20 protein-coding genes are annotated in these 17,848 nt (G+C 73.1%); 11 read left to right on the plus strand and 9 right to left on the minus strand.

Annotated elements, in window-relative coordinates; all coding sequences use genetic code 11:
• Positions 1-81: 81 nt before the first annotated feature.
• Complete coding sequence (locus RBH18_RS20430; RefSeq protein WP_306210123.1) at positions 82-861, plus strand: helix-turn-helix transcriptional regulator; 780 nt, start codon at positions 82-84, stop codon at positions 859-861.
• On the opposite strand, the gene RBH18_RS20435 is transcribed toward RBH18_RS20430, so the two are convergent.
• Both RBH18_RS20435 and RBH18_RS20440 read right to left on the minus strand, forming a co-directional pair.
• Positions 819-1,400, minus strand: coding sequence for a helix-turn-helix domain-containing protein (locus RBH18_RS20435; RefSeq protein WP_306210125.1), 582 nt, complete (start codon positions 1,398-1,400; stop codon positions 819-821). The two genes, RBH18_RS20430 and RBH18_RS20435, sit on opposite strands and share 43 nt — an antisense overlap.
• 22 nt (positions 1,401-1,422) lie before the next feature.
• Entirely contained in the window at positions 1,423-2,019 is a 597-nt protein-coding gene (locus RBH18_RS20440; RefSeq protein ID WP_306210127.1) for a TetR/AcrR family transcriptional regulator, read from the minus strand.
• 81 nt (positions 2,020-2,100) lie between these two features.
• Here RBH18_RS20440 and RBH18_RS20445 point away from each other — a divergent pair, with 81 nt between their 5' ends.
• The 3 genes from RBH18_RS20445 to RBH18_RS20455 all read left to right on the plus strand — a co-directional run bounded on the left by RBH18_RS20445 (position 2,101) and on the right by RBH18_RS20455 (position 5,073).
• Positions 2,101-2,880, plus strand: a complete 780-nt coding sequence (locus tag RBH18_RS20445; RefSeq protein ID WP_306210129.1) for an SDR family oxidoreductase — start codon at positions 2,101-2,103, stop codon at positions 2,878-2,880.
• A gap of 189 nt (positions 2,881-3,069) precedes the next feature.
• On the plus strand, positions 3,070-4,230 hold the full coding sequence (locus RBH18_RS20450) for a pyridoxal phosphate-dependent aminotransferase (RefSeq protein WP_306210131.1): 1,161 nt from the start codon (positions 3,070-3,072) through the stop codon (positions 4,228-4,230).
• 108 nt (positions 4,231-4,338) lie between these two features.
• Positions 4,339-5,073 (plus strand): SDR family NAD(P)-dependent oxidoreductase, encoded by a 735-nt coding sequence (locus RBH18_RS20455; RefSeq protein WP_306210133.1) that lies wholly within the window; start codon positions 4,339-4,341, stop codon positions 5,071-5,073.
• A 185-nt stretch (positions 5,074-5,258) separates the two neighbouring features.
• Here the strand turns inward: RBH18_RS20455 and RBH18_RS20460 are convergent, their stop codons facing one another.
• Together RBH18_RS20460 and RBH18_RS20465 are read right to left on the minus strand one after the other, a co-directional pair.
• On the minus strand, positions 5,259-5,990 hold the full coding sequence (locus RBH18_RS20460; RefSeq protein WP_306210135.1) for an ABC transporter permease: 732 nt from the start codon (positions 5,988-5,990) through the stop codon (positions 5,259-5,261).
• Positions 5,987-6,781: an ABC transporter ATP-binding protein gene (locus RBH18_RS20465; protein ID WP_306210137.1), complete on the minus strand. Its 795-nt coding sequence runs from the start codon at positions 6,779-6,781 to the stop codon at positions 5,987-5,989. Before RBH18_RS20465 ends, RBH18_RS20460 begins: the two co-directional genes overlap by 4 nt.
• A gap of 123 nt (positions 6,782-6,904) precedes the next feature.
• Between RBH18_RS20465 and RBH18_RS20470 the strand changes: the two genes are divergently transcribed.
• Both RBH18_RS20470 and RBH18_RS20475 read left to right on the plus strand, forming a co-directional pair.
• On the plus strand, positions 6,905-8,296 hold the full coding sequence (locus RBH18_RS20470) for a sensor histidine kinase (RefSeq protein ID WP_306210139.1): 1,392 nt from the start codon (positions 6,905-6,907) through the stop codon (positions 8,294-8,296).
• Positions 8,293-8,898 (plus strand): response regulator transcription factor, encoded by a 606-nt coding sequence (locus RBH18_RS20475; protein ID WP_306210141.1) that lies wholly within the window; start codon positions 8,293-8,295, stop codon positions 8,896-8,898. Before RBH18_RS20470 ends, RBH18_RS20475 begins: the two co-directional genes overlap by 4 nt.
• A 172-nt stretch (positions 8,899-9,070) precedes the next feature.
• On the opposite strand, the gene RBH18_RS20480 is transcribed toward RBH18_RS20475, so the two are convergent.
• Positions 9,071-9,970 carry an SDR family oxidoreductase gene (locus RBH18_RS20480; RefSeq protein ID WP_306210143.1) on the minus strand — a complete coding sequence of 300 codons (900 nt, stop codon included), beginning with the start codon at positions 9,968-9,970 and terminating at the stop codon, positions 9,071-9,073.
• A 127-nt stretch (positions 9,971-10,097) separates the two neighbouring features.
• On the opposite strand from RBH18_RS20480, the gene RBH18_RS20485 reads away from it, so the two are divergent.
• The gene (locus RBH18_RS20485; protein WP_306210145.1) at positions 10,098-10,727 is read left to right on the plus strand and encodes a TetR/AcrR family transcriptional regulator; all 630 of its coding nucleotides are present in this window, start codon (positions 10,098-10,100) and stop codon (positions 10,725-10,727) included.
• 3 nt (positions 10,728-10,730) lie between these two features.
• On the opposite strand, the gene RBH18_RS20490 is transcribed toward RBH18_RS20485, so the two are convergent.
• Positions 10,731-11,372, minus strand: coding sequence for an MBL fold metallo-hydrolase (locus RBH18_RS20490; protein ID WP_306210147.1), 642 nt, complete (start codon positions 11,370-11,372; stop codon positions 10,731-10,733).
• A 66-nt stretch (positions 11,373-11,438) separates the two neighbouring features.
• Between RBH18_RS20490 and RBH18_RS20495 the strand changes: the two genes are divergently transcribed.
• A complete protein-coding gene (locus tag RBH18_RS20495) occupies positions 11,439-11,876 on the plus strand; it encodes a MarR family winged helix-turn-helix transcriptional regulator (RefSeq protein ID WP_306210149.1) in 438 nt (145 codons plus the stop codon).
• Here RBH18_RS20495 and RBH18_RS20500 read toward each other — a convergent pair.
• Positions 11,809-12,360: an adenylyl-sulfate kinase gene (locus tag RBH18_RS20500; protein ID WP_306210150.1), complete on the minus strand. Its 552-nt coding sequence runs from the start codon at positions 12,358-12,360 to the stop codon at positions 11,809-11,811. The two genes, RBH18_RS20495 and RBH18_RS20500, sit on opposite strands and share 68 nt — an antisense overlap.
• 18 nt (positions 12,361-12,378) lie before the next feature.
• Between RBH18_RS20500 and RBH18_RS20505 the strand changes: the two genes are divergently transcribed.
• The 3 genes from RBH18_RS20505 (at position 12,379) to RBH18_RS20515 (ending at position 16,472) form a co-directional block, all read left to right on the plus strand.
• Positions 12,379-13,122, plus strand: coding sequence for an SIR2 family NAD-dependent protein deacylase (locus tag RBH18_RS20505; protein ID WP_306210152.1), 744 nt, complete (start codon positions 12,379-12,381; stop codon positions 13,120-13,122).
• A gap of 81 nt (positions 13,123-13,203) precedes the next feature.
• On the plus strand, positions 13,204-14,445 hold the full coding sequence (locus RBH18_RS20510; protein ID WP_306210154.1) for an ABC transporter substrate-binding protein: 1,242 nt from the start codon (positions 13,204-13,206) through the stop codon (positions 14,443-14,445).
• Between the two features lie 59 nt (positions 14,446-14,504).
• Positions 14,505-16,472, plus strand: a complete 1,968-nt coding sequence (locus RBH18_RS20515; RefSeq protein WP_306210156.1) for a putative bifunctional diguanylate cyclase/phosphodiesterase — start codon at positions 14,505-14,507, stop codon at positions 16,470-16,472.
• On the opposite strand, the gene RBH18_RS20520 is transcribed toward RBH18_RS20515, so the two are convergent.
• Both RBH18_RS20520 and RBH18_RS20525 read right to left on the minus strand, forming a co-directional pair.
• Positions 16,424-16,618 carry a ferredoxin gene (locus RBH18_RS20520; protein ID WP_306210192.1) on the minus strand — a complete coding sequence of 65 codons (195 nt, stop codon included), beginning with the start codon at positions 16,616-16,618 and terminating at the stop codon, positions 16,424-16,426. The two genes, RBH18_RS20515 and RBH18_RS20520, sit on opposite strands and share 49 nt — an antisense overlap.
• Positions 16,619-16,620: 2 nt before the next feature.
• Positions 16,621-17,823, minus strand: coding sequence for a cytochrome P450 (locus RBH18_RS20525; RefSeq protein WP_306210158.1), 1,203 nt, complete (start codon positions 17,821-17,823; stop codon positions 16,621-16,623).
• Positions 17,824-17,848 lie beyond the last annotated feature (25 nt).

Raw genomic sequence — 17,848 nt, forward strand, 5'->3', positions numbered from 1 at the left:
TCCAAGCTCTCATGGGTCGAGTCTGGCGCCGGGCTAAGGTGGTATCCAGAATCTCTTTATTCTGGTACTGGAGGTCCCAGGATGAGCACCGAGCTGGGCACTTTCCTGCGCAGCCGGCGCGAGCGCATCGCCCCGGCCGACGCGGGCCTGCCCGTCACCGGCCGCCGCCGCACCCCCGGGCTGCGCCGCGAGGAGCTGGCCCTGCTGGCCGGCATCAGCGCCACCTGGCTCACGTACCTCGAGCAGGGCCGCGACGTGCGCCCGTCCGGGCAGGTGCTCGACGCCCTGGCCCGCGCCCTCCGCCTGACCGGCGCCGAGCACGAGCACCTGCACCGCCTGGCCGGCGGTTCCGCCGCCCCCGGCGAGCTGGCCGAGCAGGCGGCGCCCGAGGTCGCCGGCGTCCCGGCCCTGCTCGGCGACAACCCCGCCTACGTCACCGGCATCTGCTATGACGTCCTCGCCATCAACGACGCCGCGACGGAGCTGTTCGGCGGCGTCGCGCCGGGCGGCAACGTGGTCCGCTGGATGTTCACCGAGCCCGCCGCCCGCGACATCCTGCTCGACTGGGAGCAGGAGGCCCGCGGCATCCTCGCCCGGCTCCGCGCCATCGCGGGCCGCCATCCCGGTCACCCCCGCGTGAGCCGTCTCGTGGCCGAGCTGACCGCGGCCAGTCCCGAGGTGCGCGAGTGGTGGCCGCTTTACGACATCCAGTTCAGCCACGCGGGCCGCAAACGCTTCCGCCACCCCCGGCTCGGCGACATCACCGTGCCGCACGCCGCCTTCCACGTCGCCGGGCATCCCGAGCAGACCCTGGTCGTCTACCAGCTGCCCGGCCCGGGTTCCCCTGCCGGAGGGGGATAGCGCATCACGAGGACGGTGCTGCTGCGGGGGGCCAGGCCCTCGTAGCAGTGGTCCCGGTCGCCGGGGAAGGTGTGGCTCTGACCCCCGACCAGCCGGGCGGGATCGCCGGCGACCCCAACCTCTATCTCTCCACTGACGACGGTGATGCTCTCGACGACGCCCGCCGCGTGGCTGCCGGACTGCCTGCGCCCCTGAGCGACCGTCATCCGATAGACCTCGACGACCTCCGCGGCCTCGGTCCACCGCCCGATGAGCTCGGCCTCGATGTTCTGCCCGTGGGCATGCGGTCCCCCCGGCCGATCCGGCGCCGGGTCGCCGTCGCCGCTCACGAGCAGCTCGCCCAGCGGCACGGAAAGCGCCGTGGCGATCGCGAACAGCGTGTCCAGCGTCGGGTTCCGCCGGCCGCGCTCGAGTTCGGAGAGCGTCCCCTTCCCCAGCCCGGTGGCCACGGCGAGGGCAGACAGCGAGATTCCGCGCTGGGTGCGCAGGTCCCTGATGCGCTCCCCGACCGACGCGGAGAGATCGTGGCGGCTCGGCACAGGGGCTCCTCGGGGCCGGACCTCAGGCGCTCGCGCGCTGGGGGGCGAGCGCGATGCTGTCGATCGCCGTCTCAGCGATGCGGTTCAGCGTCTGCGCGTCCATCCCCGCCTTGAGGAGCGCCTCGAGCCCACGGTGCGTGGCAAGGACAAGCCCGCCGAGCGCCGCGGGATCGGCGGCCGGATCGACGTGCCCGGCTCGCTGCGCCTGCTCGACGAGGAGGCGGCAGCTCTCGAGCAGCGTGTCGTAGGCCGCGAGCGACCGGGCCGCGATGGCTTCGTCCTCCCACGCCAGCTCGGCGGTCGTCTTGGCCAGCAGGCAACCGCGCCGGTCGAGGGGGCCCTCCGGTGCCGCGAGCCAGGCGCGCAGGCGGTCGAGCGCCTCCTCCTCCGGGCCTTCGACCCGGGCCGCGGCGCCCTGGTCGGAGCCCTCGCAATACTCCTCGAAGACCCGCCGGAACAGGGCGTCCTTGTCGCCGAAGGCGCCGTAGAGGCTGCCCTTGCTCAGCCCTGTCACGCGGGAGAGGTCCTCGACCGAGGTGCCGTGGTAGCCGGTCTCGTTGAACTGCCGGCGCACGGCGACCAGCACTTCGTGCTCATCGAACTTGCGTGGACGCCCCATGCCACCCACGATACGCCGTTCTGAACGTGGGTTCCAAAATAGTTCTGGACGTTCGTTCCAGAACTCGCCTATTCTGAACGCATGTTCAAAACTCTTGTGCCCGCGGACGTCACCGAGTTCGCCGGCAAGCGCGCGATCGTCACCGGTGGTTCTCGCGGTATCGGCGCTGCCATCGTGCAGCGGCTGCTCGACGGCGGTGCGCGCGTCGTCACCACCGCACGCAACGCCACCGACGAGACGCCGAAGGACGCCACCTTCATTCAAGGCGACATCAGCACGCTCGCCGGCGTTCAGGCGTTCGCCACGGCGGCACTGCGCGAGCTCGGCGGCGTCGACATCGTGGTGAACAACGCGGCCGCGGCCCGCACCCACCTCGGCGGCATCGCCTCCATCCCCGACGAGGAATGGCTCGACGCGCTCCACCTCAACTACCTGTCCGCCGTACGAGTCAACAACGCACTCCTGCCGGCACTGCGCGAGTCCGGCGCGGGCAGCGCGATCGTCAACATCTCCTCCGGGTCGGCGATCCTGCCCGGCCCGCCGCTGGCGCACTACGGCGCCGCCAAGGCCGCACTCAACGCCTACGGCAAGGCGCTCGCCGCCGAGCTCGCGCCCGCCGGGATCCGGGTCACCACGATCATGCCCGGCAACGTGCTCACCCCCGGAGCCGACGCGATCCGCCAGAACTTCGCCGACGCGATGGGCGTCGAGCTCGCCGCGATCACCGCGGGCATCCCCCTCGGCCGCCCCGGCGACCCGCGCGACATCGCCGAGGCCGTCGCCTACCTCGTCTCCGACCGAGCCCAGTGGATCACCGGGGCAAGCCTGAACGTCGACGGCGGCGAGCTTCCCGCCATTTAGCTCAGCCGCGGCAACGACCCGGCGCGCCTCGCCGCGCCGGGTCCTGCCGCATCTCAGGTCCAGGTGCCGGCGGACGGGCACGCGATCCTGTTCGTGACCCGCCGGTGGGTCCTTGAGGCGCGCCGGCGAACTTGACCGCTCGGCACGGGGGCAGCCTATCGTTCCATAAACAGAACGATAGGAGTTGCCATGACCGTGAGTCGCCTGCGGCACATCCCCGGCATCGGCGTCGACCATGTCGGTGACCGGGCCGACCGGGAGCAGGACGCCACTCTGCTGAGACTGGAGAACCTCGACACCGACATCCGCCCGCCCACGGTCGCCCTGGAGCGGCCCAAGGCGGCCGTCGACGAGGACCGAGCGAACAGCTATCTGCCGTTCCAGGGTGGCGTATCGCTCCGCCACGCCGCCGCCGCGCACGTCGGCAGACAGGCGGGCCGGGCGTACGACCCGCTTCGCGAGTGCGTCATCACGGCGGGCGGGCTCAACGGCGTCCTCAATGCCCTGCTTGCCACCGTCGAGCCGGGCGACGAGGTCGTCATGGTCGACCCCCTGTACGCCGGCCTGGTGAACAGGGTCAGGCTCGCCGGCGGCGTCCCACGTTTCGTGCCGCTCACCGCCACGGCGCAGGGCTGGACGCTCGACCCGCAGGAGCTGGCCTCCGCCGTCACCGTTCGCACGGCGGCCGTCCTGATGATGTCGCCCGCCATGCCGACCGGCTCGGTGCTGGGCCGCGCCCACTGGGAGGCGCTCGCGCGGGCGCTCGACGGGCACCGCGCCTGGCTGATCTACGACGCCGCGATGGAGCGGATCCGGTTCGACGACGCCGAGCGCGTGCATCCGGCGCAGGTTGCCGGCCTGGCCGAGAAGACGATCACGATCGGCGCCGCGTCGAAGGAGCTCAGGATGATCGGCTGGCGCGTGGGCTGGGTCGTCGGCCCGGAGAGCATCGTCGCCGACATCAACCTGGTCGGCCTCACCAACGTCGTCTGCCAGGTTGGGCTGGCGCAGGAGGCGGTCGCCGCCGCGCTGCACGCCCCGGACGCCGAGCAAGACGTCCAGCGCGCCGTGGACACCTGGCGGCAGCGGCGCGATGTGATCGTGGACCAGCTCTCCGGGCTCCCGGTCATCCCGCCCGACGGCGGCTGGTCGCTGCTCATCGACACCACGCAGATCGGGTTGTCGCCGGCCGACGCGTCGGAGCTGCTGTTCACCCGGGGCAGGATCGCCGCGACGCCGATGAACGGCTGGGGACCCTCCGGCGAGAAGTACCTGCGTCTGGTGTTCGCCAACGAGCCCGTGGCACGCCTGCAGGACCTCCGCAGCCGGTTCGAGGCTGCCTGGGGATGACCCGCCCCGGACGATGGCGCACGCCACACTTCGACCCCGGTTATTGACCACATCGTCAAAAACCGCTGTTATTGACCAGGAAGTCAATAACCAGGAGACGGAGTGATCATGAAGGTTCTCGAGGGCAAGGTCGCGGTGATCACCGGGGGCAACTCGGGCATCGGGCGGGCGATCGCACGGGCCTACCACGCCGAGGGGGCGCGGGTCTTCGTCACCGGTCGCCGGCAGGCGCAGCTCGACGAGGTCGAGGCCGAGCTCGGCCCCCAGGTGACCGGGGTCCGCTGCGACGTGGGCCGGCTCGCGGATCTCGACGCGCTCTACGCGACGGTGGCCGAGCAGGCGGGCCGCATCGACGTGCTGGTCGCCAACGCCGGGATCGGCATCGCCGCGCCGCTGGGCGAGATCACCGAGGAGCAGTTCGACGCCATGTTCACCACGAACGTCAAGGGCTCGCTCTTCACCGTGCAAAAGGCACTGCCCCTGCTGTCGCACGGCGCGTCGATCATCATCACCGGATCCTCGGCGGCCACGCGACCGGAGCCGTTCCTGCCCGTATACGGCGCGACGAAGGGCGCACTGCGCAACCTGGTCCGCGGGCTCGCCCACGGCGCCGGGTCGGGCGGCTACCGCATCAACATGCTGTCGCCGGGCGGGACGCGCACACAGGGCCTGCTGGACCTGGTCCCGGCCGAAGCTCTCGCGGCCGCCGTCAAGACGGTCCCCCTCGGCCGGCTGGCCGAGCCCGAGGAGATCGCCACGGCGGCGGTCTTCCTCGCCTCGGACGCGTCCAGCTACGTCAACGGCTCCGAACTCGCCGTCGACGGCGGTTCCGCCCAGATCTGAGCCACCCGGGGCGCCGGGCTCCACCGCCGCGCGACCCCCGTCCCGCTGCGCCAGCGCTGCGAACCCTGTCCGACCGCGCCTCCCGCAAGGCCGCACGAGCACTGCCCGACCACACCACCCACAAGACCGCACGAGCGCCGTCTGACCACGCCACCAACCTGCCCGCGGACCGTTGTCTGATGGCGTCATCGGCGGGGCTCCCAGCGGAAAACCCGGGCCGCGAGGGCCAGCGCGGCGGCCGAGGTCACGGCGAGGGCCAGGGCGGACGGCCACACCGGGGCGTCGTCGGTCCACGCGGCGCGAGTCAGGTCGGTCAGCGCCGCGCCCGGCACGATCAGCAGCAGTCGTCCCGCGTCGGGCAGGTTGAGCAGGGCCAGCGCGCCGCCGGCAAAGGCGAGCACCCCGGGGGTGGTGGTCAGCTGTGCCAGCTCGGGAGCCGGCGTATAGGCGGCGGTGGCGAAGGCGAGCGCCACCGCGACCAGGCTGCCCAGGGCGAGGGCGAGGATCAGCGGCCACCAGCGGTGCGGCGCCGCAGTGCCCGCGGCGGGGGCCACGGCGGTCAGCAGTCCGAGCTGGACGACCGACACGAGCAGGAAGGGGGCCACGAGCCCGGCGATGATGCCGGGGGTCGGCAGAGCGGTGGCGCGCAGCCGGATGAGGACGAGGTCGGCCCGGCGGGCGGCCAGGGCGGTTGTCGCCCCGGCGTACGTGACGAACGACAGCACGAACACCAGCAGCATCCCCGCCGCGTCGCCGTCGGTGCCCCGGCCGGTCCGCCCGGCCAGCGCGAGCCAGCCGGCGCCGAGGGCGACCGGCGACAGCACGGCGTTGACCACGGCGAGCGGGCTGCGTAGCAGGGCCACCACTTCGAAGCGCGCGAGGACGAGAGTGCCGGTGAGGGCGGGACGGCTGGTCATGTCAGCGTGAGGACGCGGTCGGCGAGGGCGGCTGCTTCGCCCGTCAGGTGTGTGGTCAGCAGTATCGCGGCCCCGGCGGCGCGGTGCTCCCGCAGCGTTCTGCCGAGCTCGTCGCGCGCCTCGGGGTCGAGCCCGGCGGTCGGCTCGTCGAGCAGCAGCACCCGCGGATGCCCGGCGAGCGCCACGGCGAGGTCGAGGCGGCGCCGCTCCCCGCCGGAGAGCTGCCGCATCCGCTTGGCCGAAGCGGAAGGCAGAGCGAACGACGACGGCGACGGCGACGCGGCCCCCGAAGTGGGCCCCGGAGCGACCGGCGACGTAGATCCCGAAGCAGCCGGCGACGCGACCGGCGCCGCTGACCCCGAGGCGGACGACGAAGCAATCGGCGCCGCTGAACCCGAAACGATCGGCGCTGCGGAACCCGAAGCAGCCGGCGACGCGGACGAGGAAGCAGCCGGCGACGCGGACGGGCGGCCCTGGAGGCGTACCCACAGGTGGAAGGTCTCCCCCGCAGTGAGCTCGCCGGTAAATCGGGAGTCCTGGGCGACGAACCCGACGTGCGGCGCGAGCCGTGCGCGATGCCGGGCCGGGTCGAGCCCGAGCAGGCGCACGGTGCCCGCATCCGGCCGGTGCAGTCCTCTCAGGACGCCGAGCAGCGTGGACTTGCCCGAGCCGTTCGCCCCCACCAGGCACACCAGCTCGCCCGCGTGCACGGTGAGATCGACGCCGCGCACCGCCTCATAACTCCCGTAGCGGCAGCGCAATCCGCGGGCCGCAATGGCAATCTCGCTCATGCGACCAGCCTGCGCCGGGCATCGTGCCGGGCACAGTGTCCGCTGTCATGGTCGCCGCTGACATTTGTCATCACTACGCCGCACGGTCTCGTCGCCGCCCGGCTTCGTGGGCATGATGGGCGCATGACCGCCGCCGTACCCGCCCTGCCGCCCGCTTCGGCCCTGCGTGCCCTGCGGCTGTTCACCACGGGCTCGCTGCTCGCGGTGGCCGGGTTCGTCGCCGTGCTGTGCCTGCGGGATCTGCCGGCGGGCGCCCTCGGGGAGGTGGCACGAGCGGCGGTTCTCGTCAGCACGCCTCTCGCGGCCGCGCTGTTCGTCATGGGGTTGCACCCGCGGCTGTCCCGGGCCCCGGGTGTGCTCACGTTCGCCGCCGCAGCAGCCGCGCTGACGGCCTGTGTGGCGGGTCAAGCGGGCGGTGGCCAGTTGTGGCCGTGGGTGACCCCGTCCGCGCTGGTCGCCGCGGCAGCCCTCGCACACGCGCCGGACCGGAAGGCGCCGGTGAGCCTCCTCGTCGCCGGGGTGACCGGCGCCGCGACGGCCGCCGCCACGGGTGACTGGTGGACGGGCGTGACGGGCGCGGTGGCGTATTTACTGTGCCTCGCGGCGCTGCTCGCCCAGCTCTGGGTGCAGCAGGTGGCCGAGCGCGCCGACCAGGCCCGGCGCGGCGCGGTGACCGCCGAGCGGGACCGCTTCGCCGCGGAGCTGCACGACATCCAGGGGCACACGCTGCAGGTCATCGTGCTCAAGAGCGAGCTGGCCGCGCGGCTGGCCGGCGCCGACCCCGGCCGGGCCGCCGCCGAGATGCGTCAGGTGGAGACGCTCGCCCGCGAGGCGCTGCGCGACACCCGCGAGGTCGTGCACGGCTACCGGCCCGTGTCGCTGACCGACGAGATCGCCAACGCGGCGCGCATCCTCGCCGCAGCCGGAGTGCAGTGCCACACTCCCAGCTCCATCCACGTAAGCCCGGAGCACGAGCGCCTCCTCGCCCTGCTGGTCCGGGAGGCGACCACCAACATGTTGCGCCACAGCACCGCCACTCGCGCCGGGATCATCCACACCGCCGGGTCCCTGACGATCGTGAACGACGCGCCGCTCGCCACGCTCAGCGCCACAGCGTCCCCGCAGCGAACAGCACCGTCCATGACGCTCCAGCCAACGGATCCGTCCACAACGCCCGAAGGAACAAAACCGCCCACAACACCGCAGCGAACAGAACGGCCCACAACACCCCAGGGAGCAGAGCCGCCCACGACACCGCAGCGAACGGAACCGCCCACAACACCCCAGGGAACAGAACCGCCCACGACACCGCAGCGAACGGAACCGCCCACAACACCCCAGGGAACAGAACCGTCCATGACGCTGCAGGGAACAGCGCCGTCCATGGCGCCGTCGGACGAATTGGTGGGTGGGGGCGGGTTGACGACGCTGGCGCGGCGGTTTGCGGCGGCCGGGGGTGAGCTGCGCTGGCAGCGCACGGCGACGAGCTTTGAAGTGAACGCCACGCTGCCATGACGATCCGGCTGTTGCTGGGAGACGACGAGGTGCTGGTGCGGGGAGCCCTGGCCGCGCTGCTGTCGCTGGAGCCGGATCTGAGCGTCGTGGCCGAGGCGTCAAGCGGCACCGAGGCGGCCGCCCTCGCCCCGGGTGCGCGGCCGGATGTGGCCGTGCTGGATCTGGAGATGCCGCCGGGCGACGGGTTGCTGGCCGCCGCGGAGATCGGGGCGCGGCTGGGCGTTCCCGTGGTGCTGGTCACCCGGCACGCGCGGCCCGCGATCCTGCGCCGGGCCCTTGCCGCCGGCGTGCGGGGTTTCGTGCCCAAGACGACGCCGGCGGCGCGGCTGGCGGCCATCATCCGCGAGGTCCACGGCGGCCGGCGCTATGTGGACGCGGACATCGCCGCCGCCGCGCTCACCGAGCAGCCGTGCCCGCTGACCGCCCGCGAGCTGGAGGTGCTGCGGGCGGCCCGAGCCGGCGCCCCGATCAGCGAGATCGCCCGGGCGGTACATCTTGCGCCGGGCACCGTGCGCAACTATCTGTCGGCGGCGATGGCCAAGCTACGGGCGCCGACCCGGCATGCCGCCGCGCGCACGGCCTGGGAACAGGGCTGGATCTGAGGCACGCCGCGGTCCCGGAGCAGAGCTGGATCTGACTCGCGCCGCGCTGTTAACGTCCGCCCCGAGCAGGGCTGGATCTGACTCGCGCCGCGCTCTGAACACCCGCCCGGAACAGGGCTTGATCTGGACACGCCGCGCTCTGAACACCCGCCGGGAGCGGGGATGATCTCCATCACGCCGCGGTGTAGCCGCCTGCCCTGATGTCGTCGAGCAGGCCGGGACCGGTCGGCGTCCAGTCGAAGGCTGCTCGGGTGGCGGCGCTCGAGGCTCGCAGGTCCTGGGCGTAGAAGCCGCCGACGAACCCGCCGAAGTGCTCGATGGCCTGCTCCGGGGCGATCGAGGCGGTCGGCACGCCGAGCACCTCGCCGATGGCCTCGGCGACCGCGCGGGTGGGCACGGCCTCCTCGGCGACCGCGTGCAGGCGGGTGCCGGCCGGGGCCCGCTCGACAGCCAGCCGCAGGAGCCGGGCCGCGTCGGTGACATGCACGGCGGACCAGGCGTTCGTGCCGTCGCCCACATAGGCCGCGACCCCGGTACGCCGGGCCGCCGCGACGATCAGCGCGATGAACCCGTGATCCCCGGCGCCGTGGGTCGTCGGCGCGAACCGGGCGGCAATGCTGCGGACGCCGCGGTCCCCGTAGCCGAGGGCGAGGTTTTCGGTGCCGCCGCGCGGGGCGTCGGGGCCCACGTGCGGGTTCGGGTCGTCCTCGGTGGCCGGGCGGCCCTGCGCGAGCCCGGCGACCCCGGCGGCGACGACGAGCGGCCGGCCGGTACCGGCGAGCGCGTCGCCGAGGGTCTGCACCGCGGTGCGTTCGGCCCGGTTGGTGCCGGCCATGTCCGTCCAGTCGTGCTTGTTGGCGAGGTGCACGACGGCGTCGGCCTCGGTGGCGCCCCGGCGCAGCGCTTCGAGGTCGTCCAGGTCGCCGCGCAGGACCAGCGCGTGCCTGGCCTTGAGGGCGGCCTCGGCCGTGTCGGTCCGGGCCAGCCCGACCACCTCGTGCCCGGCGGCGATCAGCTCGTCCACCGTGTGCGAGCCGATCCACCCGCTGGCGCCCGTGACGAATACCCGCATGGTGACCTCCACAGGTCTGATGTCAGTGACTGAAATGACGGTACGCCCGACGTCAGCCGCTGTCATCACCCCGCGCCCGGTGATGTCAGTCACTGGCGTCGCCGGGGTGGCGTACTAGGATTCGCGCATGGCTCGATGGCAGTCCGGCGCGCGCGAGCGCCTCCAGCAGGCCGCGATGAGCCTGTTCGTCGAGCACGGCTTCGAGGGCGTGACCGTCGCCCAGATCGCGGCGGCCGCCGGGCTGACCGAGCGCACGTTCTTCCGCCACTTCGCCGACAAGCGCGAGGTCCTCTTCCCCGGCCACGACGAGTTCGAGCGGGCCTTCCTCACCGCCCTCGGCGAGACGCCGGACGGCGAGACGCCGGACGGCGAGGCGCCGGACGGCGAGACGCCGGACGGCGAGGCGCCGGACGGCGACCCGATGGCGCTGGTCACGGCCGCGCTGGCCGGCGCCGGCGACTTCTTCCCCGAGGAGCGCCGCACCTGGTCCCGCACCCGCAACGCCATCCTGCGGACGCACCCGGGCTTCCTGGAGCGGGAGCTGCTCAAGATGTCCTCGCTGGCGGCGGCGCTCACCCGCGCGCTGGAGGACCGCGGCGCCGACCCGATCGCCGCGGCCCTCGCGGCCGAGACCGGGGTCACCGTCTTCCGCACCGCGTTCACGACCTGGATCGCCGAGGGCGAGACCCGCACGCTGCCCGAGATCCAGGAGGAGGTCCTGGCCCGGCTGCACGGGCTGCTCGCCACCCGGCGGTGATCCTCACACCTCGGTGGACTCGCCCGCGGGCAGGATCTCCAGCGGCAGGCCGGTCAGGCCCTTCTCACCCAGCAGCATGCGGGCGGAGTTCTGCCCGAGCTCGCTGAGCATCAGCTCGTGCACCTGGATCATCCGGGCCGGGCGCACCGCCCGGACGAAGTCGGCCGCCTCGCCGAACTTCGTCCACGGCCCGCTGGTCGGCAGCAGCAGCGTCTCGACCCGCGCCTCGGGCACCCGGTAGGAGTCGCCGGGGTGGAACACCCTGCCGCCGATCAGGTAGCCGACGTTGTCGACCAGCGGGATGTCCGGGTGGATCAGGGCGTGCCGCTCGCCGTGCACCGCCACGTCAAGGCCGGCCACCTCGAACCGGTCGCCGGCCCGCACGGCCACGACCTGCCCGTCCCGCTCGCCGAGCTTCTCCTGCACCGCGGCCGGCCCGTAGACCCTCAGCTCCGGCCGCTTGTCGAGGGCCACGGTGAGGGCGGCGTCGTCGAAGTGGTCGAAGTGCTCGTGCGTCACCAGCACCACGGCCGCCTCCGCGATCAGCTGCGCCGCGTCCGGCGTGAAGGTGCCCGGGTCGATGAGCACCATGCCGTCGCCGCCGGTGAGGGTGACGCAGGCATGGGCGTACTTGGTCAGCTGCATGGCTGCTCCTCGCGGTCGTACCTGTATATGCAAGCCAACTATACAGCCAGGCTGTACAGTTGGGGTGTGACCGACGACATCGCGGAACGACTCAGGCAGGCGGTCGGCCGGTTCGTCCGCACCACCCGCGCCCACGCCGACACGCTCCCCCCGACCCGCGCCGAGGCGCTGGGCGTCCTGCACCGCGAGGGCCCGAGGACCATCGCGGCGCTCGCGGCCCGCCGGGGCGTCCGACACCAGAGCATGAGCCGTACGGTCGGCGAGCTCGCAACCCTCGGTCTGGTCCGCCGCGAGCCCGACCCCGCCGACGGCCGCGCCTCCCTGATCAGCCTCACCACCGCCGGCGCCGCCGCCCTGGACGCCGACCGCCAGGCCCGCCGCGAGTGGCTGGCCGACGCCATCGCCACCCGGCTGACCCCCGCCGAGCGCGAGCTGCTCAGTGCCGTCCCGGCCCTGCTGGACCGCCTCGCGGACGCCCCGCCGCCCACCCCGTCAGAGCAATGACCTCCGCCGCGATCCCGGCGACGGCCCGGTCGTCGGTGGACACCCGATGCACCCACTCCGCACTGAGCGCGTCGAGCTCCCGCGCGGCACGATCGCTGCTCTCCACGTGCCGCTCCAAAGCCGTGCCGATCTCCCGCCGCGCGAGCCGGTGCCGCGCCGTGGCGTCGCTCGCGGTCAGCAGCACGGCGGTGACCAGCGGATTATCGCCCATCGCCGCGGCGAGCCCGCCGGTCTCCCGCACGCTGACCGTGTTCGTGTAGATCAGCCGCCGATAACCGAGCGCCCGATAGTTCGCCCACATCGCCGCGAGATTCCGCTCCGCCAGCCGATGCTCCCCCGGCGCCGGAAACGCCAGATCGAGGTTGTCGCCCTCGATCAGGCAGTGCCGCACCCCCGCCGCCGACAGCTGCGCGTGCATCTCGTAGCCCACGCTGCTCTTGCCCACCCCGGACCGCCCGCCCAGGAACAGCACCTCGCTGCGCACCCTCACTATTCTTCCCCCATGGACCAGGCGGTGGAGTGGCTGCGGCAGGCGCGGCGGGTGGTTGTCTTCACGGGGGCGGGCGTCTCGGCGGAGAGCGGCATCCCGACCTTCCGCGACGCGCAGACCGGGTTGTGGGCCCGTTTCGACGCGCAGCAGCTGGCCACGCCCGAGGCGTTCGCGGCGGATCCGGAGCTGGTGTGGGGCTGGTACGAGTGGCGGCGCGCCGCCGTCGACCGGGTCGCCCCGAACGCCGCGCACGAGGCCGTGGCCGCGATCGAGGCGCACGTGCCGGACACCGTCGTGGTCACGCAGAACGTCGACGACCTGCACGAGCGGGCCGGCTCGCGGGCGCCGGTCCACCTGCACGGGAGCCTGTTCGCGCCGCGTTGTGCGAACTGCCACGCGGCGGCGGCGGTGCCCGGCGAGCCGGCTGCCGAGGGACGGGTCGCTCCCCCGCGGTGCGACAACTGCCATTCCCTCGTACGCCCGGGAGTGGTCTGGTTCGGTGAGGCCCTGCCCGCCGAGGCGCTGCAGCGGGCGGCCCAGGCGGCGTACGAGTGCGATCTGCTTCTCACCATCGGCACCTCCGGCCTCGTGCATCCGGCGGCCGAGATCCCGCTGGTCGCCAAGCGCGGAGGCGGCAGGGTGATCCAGATCAACCCCGCCGCCACGCCGCTGGATGCCGAGTCGGACGTCAACCTGCGCGGGAAGGCCGCCGAAATCCTGCCGGAGCTCGTGGCGCGCGCCTTCGGCAAGCCGTGACGGCCCGGGGAACGTGCCGTGCGCAATGCGGATATCCCTCGACGGCCGCCGGAATGAGGTGATATGGCGTAGATTGATCCCGTGCCGCTGACTCGCCGGATCCTCCTCGCCGGGCTGGCGGGGTCGCTCGCGGGCTGCGGCGGCGGCTCGGACGCGGCCGGCGACACCACCGAGCTGTGGATCTGGCCCGGCGGCCTGGGCGACGCGGTGACCCAGGACGCGGTGGCGCGCTACGCCGGGCGCACCCGGCTGCTGCCCAACGTCGTCCAGGGCGACTATCTCGACACGCTCACCCGGGCACTGAGCAGCGGCGACGGCGTGCCGGCCATCGTGGGCATCAAGGGCGAGGACATCTCTGCGGTGCTGCCGCGCGCGGACGACTTCGTCGATCTCAACACGCTCGGCGCGCGCGATCTGGCCGGGCAGTTCCTGCCGTGGAAGCTCGCGCAGGCCAGCACCGCGGACGGGCAGCAGATCGGGCTGCCCATCGACATCGGGCCGACCGCGATGTTCTACCGGTCCGACCTGCTGCGCCGGGCCGGCCTCACGGCGGACGCCATGCCGACGTGGGAGCGGTTCCTGGAGGCCGGCAGCACATTCCAGCGCGCGGTGCCGGGCGTGCACTGGCTGCGCAACGCGGCGGAACTGTTCACGACCGCGATCGGCCAGGAGGCGCAGCGCTTCGTGGACGAGGGCAATCACTTCGTCGGCGACCAGGCGCACGTACGGGCGGCCTGGCAGCTGGCGGTCGAGCTCGTCGACCGGGGGCTGAGCGCGACCATCCCGCCCGGGCACGGCGACGAGTGGGCGGCCGCCGTCCGGCAGGGCAAGCTGGCGATCGAGCTGGGCGCCGCGTGGCACGCCGCCGACCTGATCGAGGCCGCGCCGGACAGCTCGGGGTCGTGGCGGGTCGCGGCGGGGCCGGCGGCGGGCGCCAACGCGGGCGGCTCGTTCCTGGCGATCCCGGCGGCCGGTGGCGGGCACGAGCTCGCCTTCGAGATCATCAGCTGGCTGCTCACGCCGGAGAACCAGGCCCGCAACTTCACCGACGCCGCGCTGTTCCCGGCCGCCCCGGCGGCGTACGGGACGAGTGCCCTCACCCGCCCGGACCCCTTCTTCGGCGGTCAGGTCACGGTCAAGGTCTTCGCGGCCTCCGCGGAGAAGATCAAGCGGGTGTACGAGGCCCCGGCCGACGCGGCGCTCGCCGAGGTCTACCTCACGCAGCTCAACGCGGTCGACGCGGGCGAGAAGCAGGGCGATGCGGCGTGGGCGTCGGCGGTCGCGTCGGCCCGGCAGCTCGCCACCGAGCAGGGCGTGAACTGAGCAGCAGCTCAAGGAATGCTCAAGGGGCCCGGTCCGGGGCCGATCGGAGCAGCATGCGGATGTCGCTGCGCTGGATGAGGCGCCGGGTCGTGGCCCGGTGCGCCATCGCCGCGTTGCTGGCCGGGCTCATCCTGCTCGCCGGCCTGGCCGTCCTCGGCACGCAGACCGCCGCACGCGCCGGCGCCCGGGTCGCCGAGCGCGAACTGGTCAGCCAGCACTGGAGCAACGCCTACGTCAGGATCGGCGTTGAGTACGAGACGCTGACCGACTATCTGCGCGGCGACGAGGAGGTGAGCCGGGGCACGCTGGCGTCGGTCATCGGCTCGGCCGCCGGGGACCTGCGCTGGCTCTACGTGCACGGCGGCTCGGACGCCCGGCAGGCGCGGGCGCTGCACAACGCGTACGACGGCTACAGCTACACCTTGCGCAACCTCGTCGACAGCGAGCGGGACGGCACGCAGGAGCTGGCGGACGCCCGGCAGGCCGCGGAGAGCGCCGCCGCCCTGCGCAAGCAGGCCGCCGACAGCGTGCAGCGCAACGACGACGAGATCAACGCGCTGCTCGCCCAGAGCCGGCGGGACAGCGAGCGGCTGCTGCGCGCGGTGGAGATCATGTCCGGCGTCGACCTGGTGCTCGTGCTCACCTGCGCGGTGGTGCTGCTCATGTATCAGACCAGCACCGAGCGGCAGGCCTCCGAGAGCCGGTACCGGGCCTCGCACGACGGGCTGACCGGCATCGCCAACCGGGAGCTGCTCACCGAGCGGGTGAAGGAGGCGATCGAAGCCGCCGACCGCGACGGCACCGGGGTCGGCTTCTTCCTGCTCGACCTCAACCGGTTCAAGGAGGTCAACGACACCCTCGGCCATCACTACGGCGACCTGCTGCTGCAGGAGGTCGCCCGCCGGCTCACCTCCGCCGTACGCTCGGACAGCCTCGTGGCCCGCCTCGGCGGCGACGAGTTCGCCGTCCTGCTGCCCGGGGTGCACGAGGCGGCGGACCTGCTCGCGATCGGCGACCGGGTGCTGAGCGCGCTGCACGGCGTCGCCGACCTCGACGGCATCGCGGTCGACGTGAGCGCCAGCGTCGGCGCCGCGCTCTATCCCCACCCCAGCGGCAGCGCGGCCGAGCTGCTGCAGCACGCCGACGTCGCCATGTACGCCGCCAAGCGCGGCCACCTCGGCATCAGCCTCTACGACCGGGACGCCGACGAGCACAGCTTCGAGCGGCTGACCGTGGTCGGCGAGCTGCGCCGGGCCATCGAGGTCGGCGAGCTCGAGCTGCACTATCAGCCGAAGGTGCGCATGGCCGACGGCCGGTTCAGCGGCGTCGAGTCGCTGGTGCGCTGGCGGCACCCGGTCCGCGGGCTGCTCTATCCGGACCAGTTCATCCCCGCCGCCGAGCAGAGCGGGCTCATGCCGGCGCTGACCGACGCGCTGCTCGCGATCGCGCTGGACCAGTACCAGCGCTGGCGCGCCGGCGGCCGCACGATCCCGGTCGCCGTCAACGTCGGTGCCGCCTGCCTGCTCGACGCGGGGCTGCCGGGGCGGATCGCGCTGCTGCTCGGCCGGTACGACGTACCGGCGGCGCATCTGACCGTGGAGATCACCGAGAGCGCCATGATCAGCGACCCGGCCCGGGCCACCACGGTCCTCGCCGAGCTGCGCGAGCTGGGGGTGCTGCTGTCCATCGACGACTTCGGCACGGGCTACTCGTCGATGAGCTACCTGCAGAGCATGCCGCTGACCGAGCTGAAGATCGACCGTCAGTTCACCACCAAGCTGACCTCGACCGGCAGCGGCCGCGCCATCATCGGCGCGATCGTCGAGCTGGCCCACGCCCTCGAGCTCGCCGTCGTGGTCGAGGGCGTGGAGGACGCCGAGACGTACGTGATCGCGCGCGAGCTGGGCTGCGAGTACGCCCAGGGCTACCACCTGTCCCGCCCGCTGCCCGCCGACGAGGTCGCCGCCTGGGCGCCCGCTCAGTCCTCCACGTCGATGGCCTGGGCCGGGCACACCAGCGCGGCGTGATGGACGTCGTCGCCCTCGGACCCGGGCGGCTCGGTCTGCAGCAGGAACGCCACCCCGTCCTCGTCGCGCTGGTCGAACACCTCGGGGGCGGCCAGCACGCACTGGCCGGAACCGACACACTTGTCCTGGTCGAGGAGCACCTTCATGGTCACCAGCTCACCTTCAGCTCGTACACACCGTAGACCGCCCCGTCGTGCTTGAACGGGACGTCGGAGAGGGCGGTCGCGCGGCGCAGGGTCGGGATGCGGCGGTAGAGCGTGCTGTAGACGACCTGCAGCTCCATGCGGGCCAGGGGCTGCCCGAGGCACTGGTGCACGCCGAAGCCGAAGGCGACGTGCCGCCGGGCGTCGCGGGTCAGGTCGAGCGTGTCCGGGTCGGGGAAGACCTGCGGGTCGCGGTTGCCGATGTCGTTGGCCAGGATCACGCCCTCGCCGGCGCGGATCGTGACGCCGGCGATGTCGATGTCCTCGAGCGCCACGCGCCGCCGGCCGGTGTGCGTGATGGTGAGATAGCGGAGCAGTTCCTCGACCGCGGCCGCGACCACCTTCGGGTCGCCGGAGTCGCGCAGCAGGGCCAGCTGCTCCGGGTGCTCCAGCAGCGCGAGCGTGCCGAGCGCGATCATGTTGGCGGTGGTCTCGTGCCCGGCGAGCAGCAGCAGCACGCCCATCCCGGCCGCGTCGCCCGGCTCCAGCTCGCCGGCCTCGACCCGCGCCACCAGCTGCGACAGCACGTCGCCGCCGGGATCGGCCGTCTTCTCGGCCAGGAGTCCCCGCAGATACCCGGTCAGCGCCTGGAACGACGCGCCGCGCGTCTCCGGTGACACGGTCCGGTTGATCAGGTTGCGGCTGTGCGACTGGAAGAAATCATGCTCCTCGTACGGGACCCCGAGCAGCTCGCAGATCACCAGCGACGGCACCGGCAGCGCGAAGGCCTCGACCAGGTCGGCGGGCTTCGGGCCGGCGAGCATCGCGTCGATGAGGTCGTCGACGATGCGTTGCACCCGGGGGCGCAGCGCCTCGACCCGCTTGATGGCGAAGGGCGCGGTGACCATGCGCCGCAGCCGCAGGTGCTCGGGATCGTCCATCAGGATGAAGCCGATGCCGCCGCCCATGCCGCCCGGGCGGGCCGGAGCCGCGGACGGGTAGCCGGGGCGGGTCACATCGGCGCTGAGCCGGCGGTCGGCGAGCAGGGTGCGCTGCTCGGCGTGGCGGGTGACGAGCCAGGGCTCGGAGCCGTCCCACAGCCGGACCCGGGTCAGTGGCGTCTCGTCCCGCAGCTCGCGCAGGACCGGTGGCGGATCGAACGGGCAGCGCTCGGCGCGCTCGGCGGGAAACGTGATGGTTTCGCTCACCCAAACCACTCAACGCCGCCCAATC

It is taken from the genome of Actinoplanes oryzae (assembly GCF_030757795.1).
In the GTDB taxonomy this organism is placed as follows: Bacteria; Actinomycetota; Actinomycetes; order Mycobacteriales; family Micromonosporaceae; genus Actinoplanes.

What these genes read in the sequence shown, in the direction of transcription:
- RBH18_RS20475 (WP_306210141.1), top strand. Translation starts at nt 8,293, where the DNA reads ATGACGATCCGGCTGTTGCTGGGAGACGACGAGGTGCTGGTGCGGGGA.
- RBH18_RS20445 (WP_306210129.1), top strand. Translation starts at nt 2,101, where the DNA reads ATGTTCAAAACTCTTGTGCCCGCGGACGTCACCGAGTTCGCCGGCAAG.
- RBH18_RS20515 (WP_306210156.1), top strand. Translation starts at nt 14,505, where the DNA reads ATGTCGCTGCGCTGGATGAGGCGCCGGGTCGTGGCCCGGTGCGCCATC.
- RBH18_RS20450 (WP_306210131.1), top strand. Translation starts at nt 3,070, where the DNA reads ATGACCGTGAGTCGCCTGCGGCACATCCCCGGCATCGGCGTCGACCAT.
- RBH18_RS20460 (WP_306210135.1), bottom strand. Translation starts at nt 5,990, where the DNA reads ATGACCAGCCGTCCCGCCCTCACCGGCACTCTCGTCCTCGCGCGCTTC.
- RBH18_RS20520 (WP_306210192.1), bottom strand. Translation starts at nt 16,618, where the DNA reads ATGAAGGTGCTCCTCGACCAGGACAAGTGTGTCGGTTCCGGCCAGTGC.
- RBH18_RS20440 (WP_306210127.1), bottom strand. Translation starts at nt 2,019, where the DNA reads ATGGGGCGTCCACGCAAGTTCGATGAGCACGAAGTGCTGGTCGCCGTG.
- RBH18_RS20430 (WP_306210123.1), top strand. Translation starts at nt 82, where the DNA reads ATGAGCACCGAGCTGGGCACTTTCCTGCGCAGCCGGCGCGAGCGCATC.
- RBH18_RS20485 (WP_306210145.1), top strand. Translation starts at nt 10,098, where the DNA reads ATGGCTCGATGGCAGTCCGGCGCGCGCGAGCGCCTCCAGCAGGCCGCG.
- RBH18_RS20465 (WP_306210137.1), bottom strand. Translation starts at nt 6,781, where the DNA reads ATGAGCGAGATTGCCATTGCGGCCCGCGGATTGCGCTGCCGCTACGGG.
- RBH18_RS20505 (WP_306210152.1), top strand. Translation starts at nt 12,379, where the DNA reads ATGGACCAGGCGGTGGAGTGGCTGCGGCAGGCGCGGCGGGTGGTTGTC.
- RBH18_RS20490 (WP_306210147.1), bottom strand. Translation starts at nt 11,372, where the DNA reads ATGCAGCTGACCAAGTACGCCCATGCCTGCGTCACCCTCACCGGCGGC.
- RBH18_RS20480 (WP_306210143.1), bottom strand. Translation starts at nt 9,970, where the DNA reads ATGCGGGTATTCGTCACGGGCGCCAGCGGGTGGATCGGCTCGCACACG.
- RBH18_RS20470 (WP_306210139.1), top strand. Translation starts at nt 6,905, where the DNA reads ATGACCGCCGCCGTACCCGCCCTGCCGCCCGCTTCGGCCCTGCGTGCC.
- RBH18_RS20455 (WP_306210133.1), top strand. Translation starts at nt 4,339, where the DNA reads ATGAAGGTTCTCGAGGGCAAGGTCGCGGTGATCACCGGGGGCAACTCG.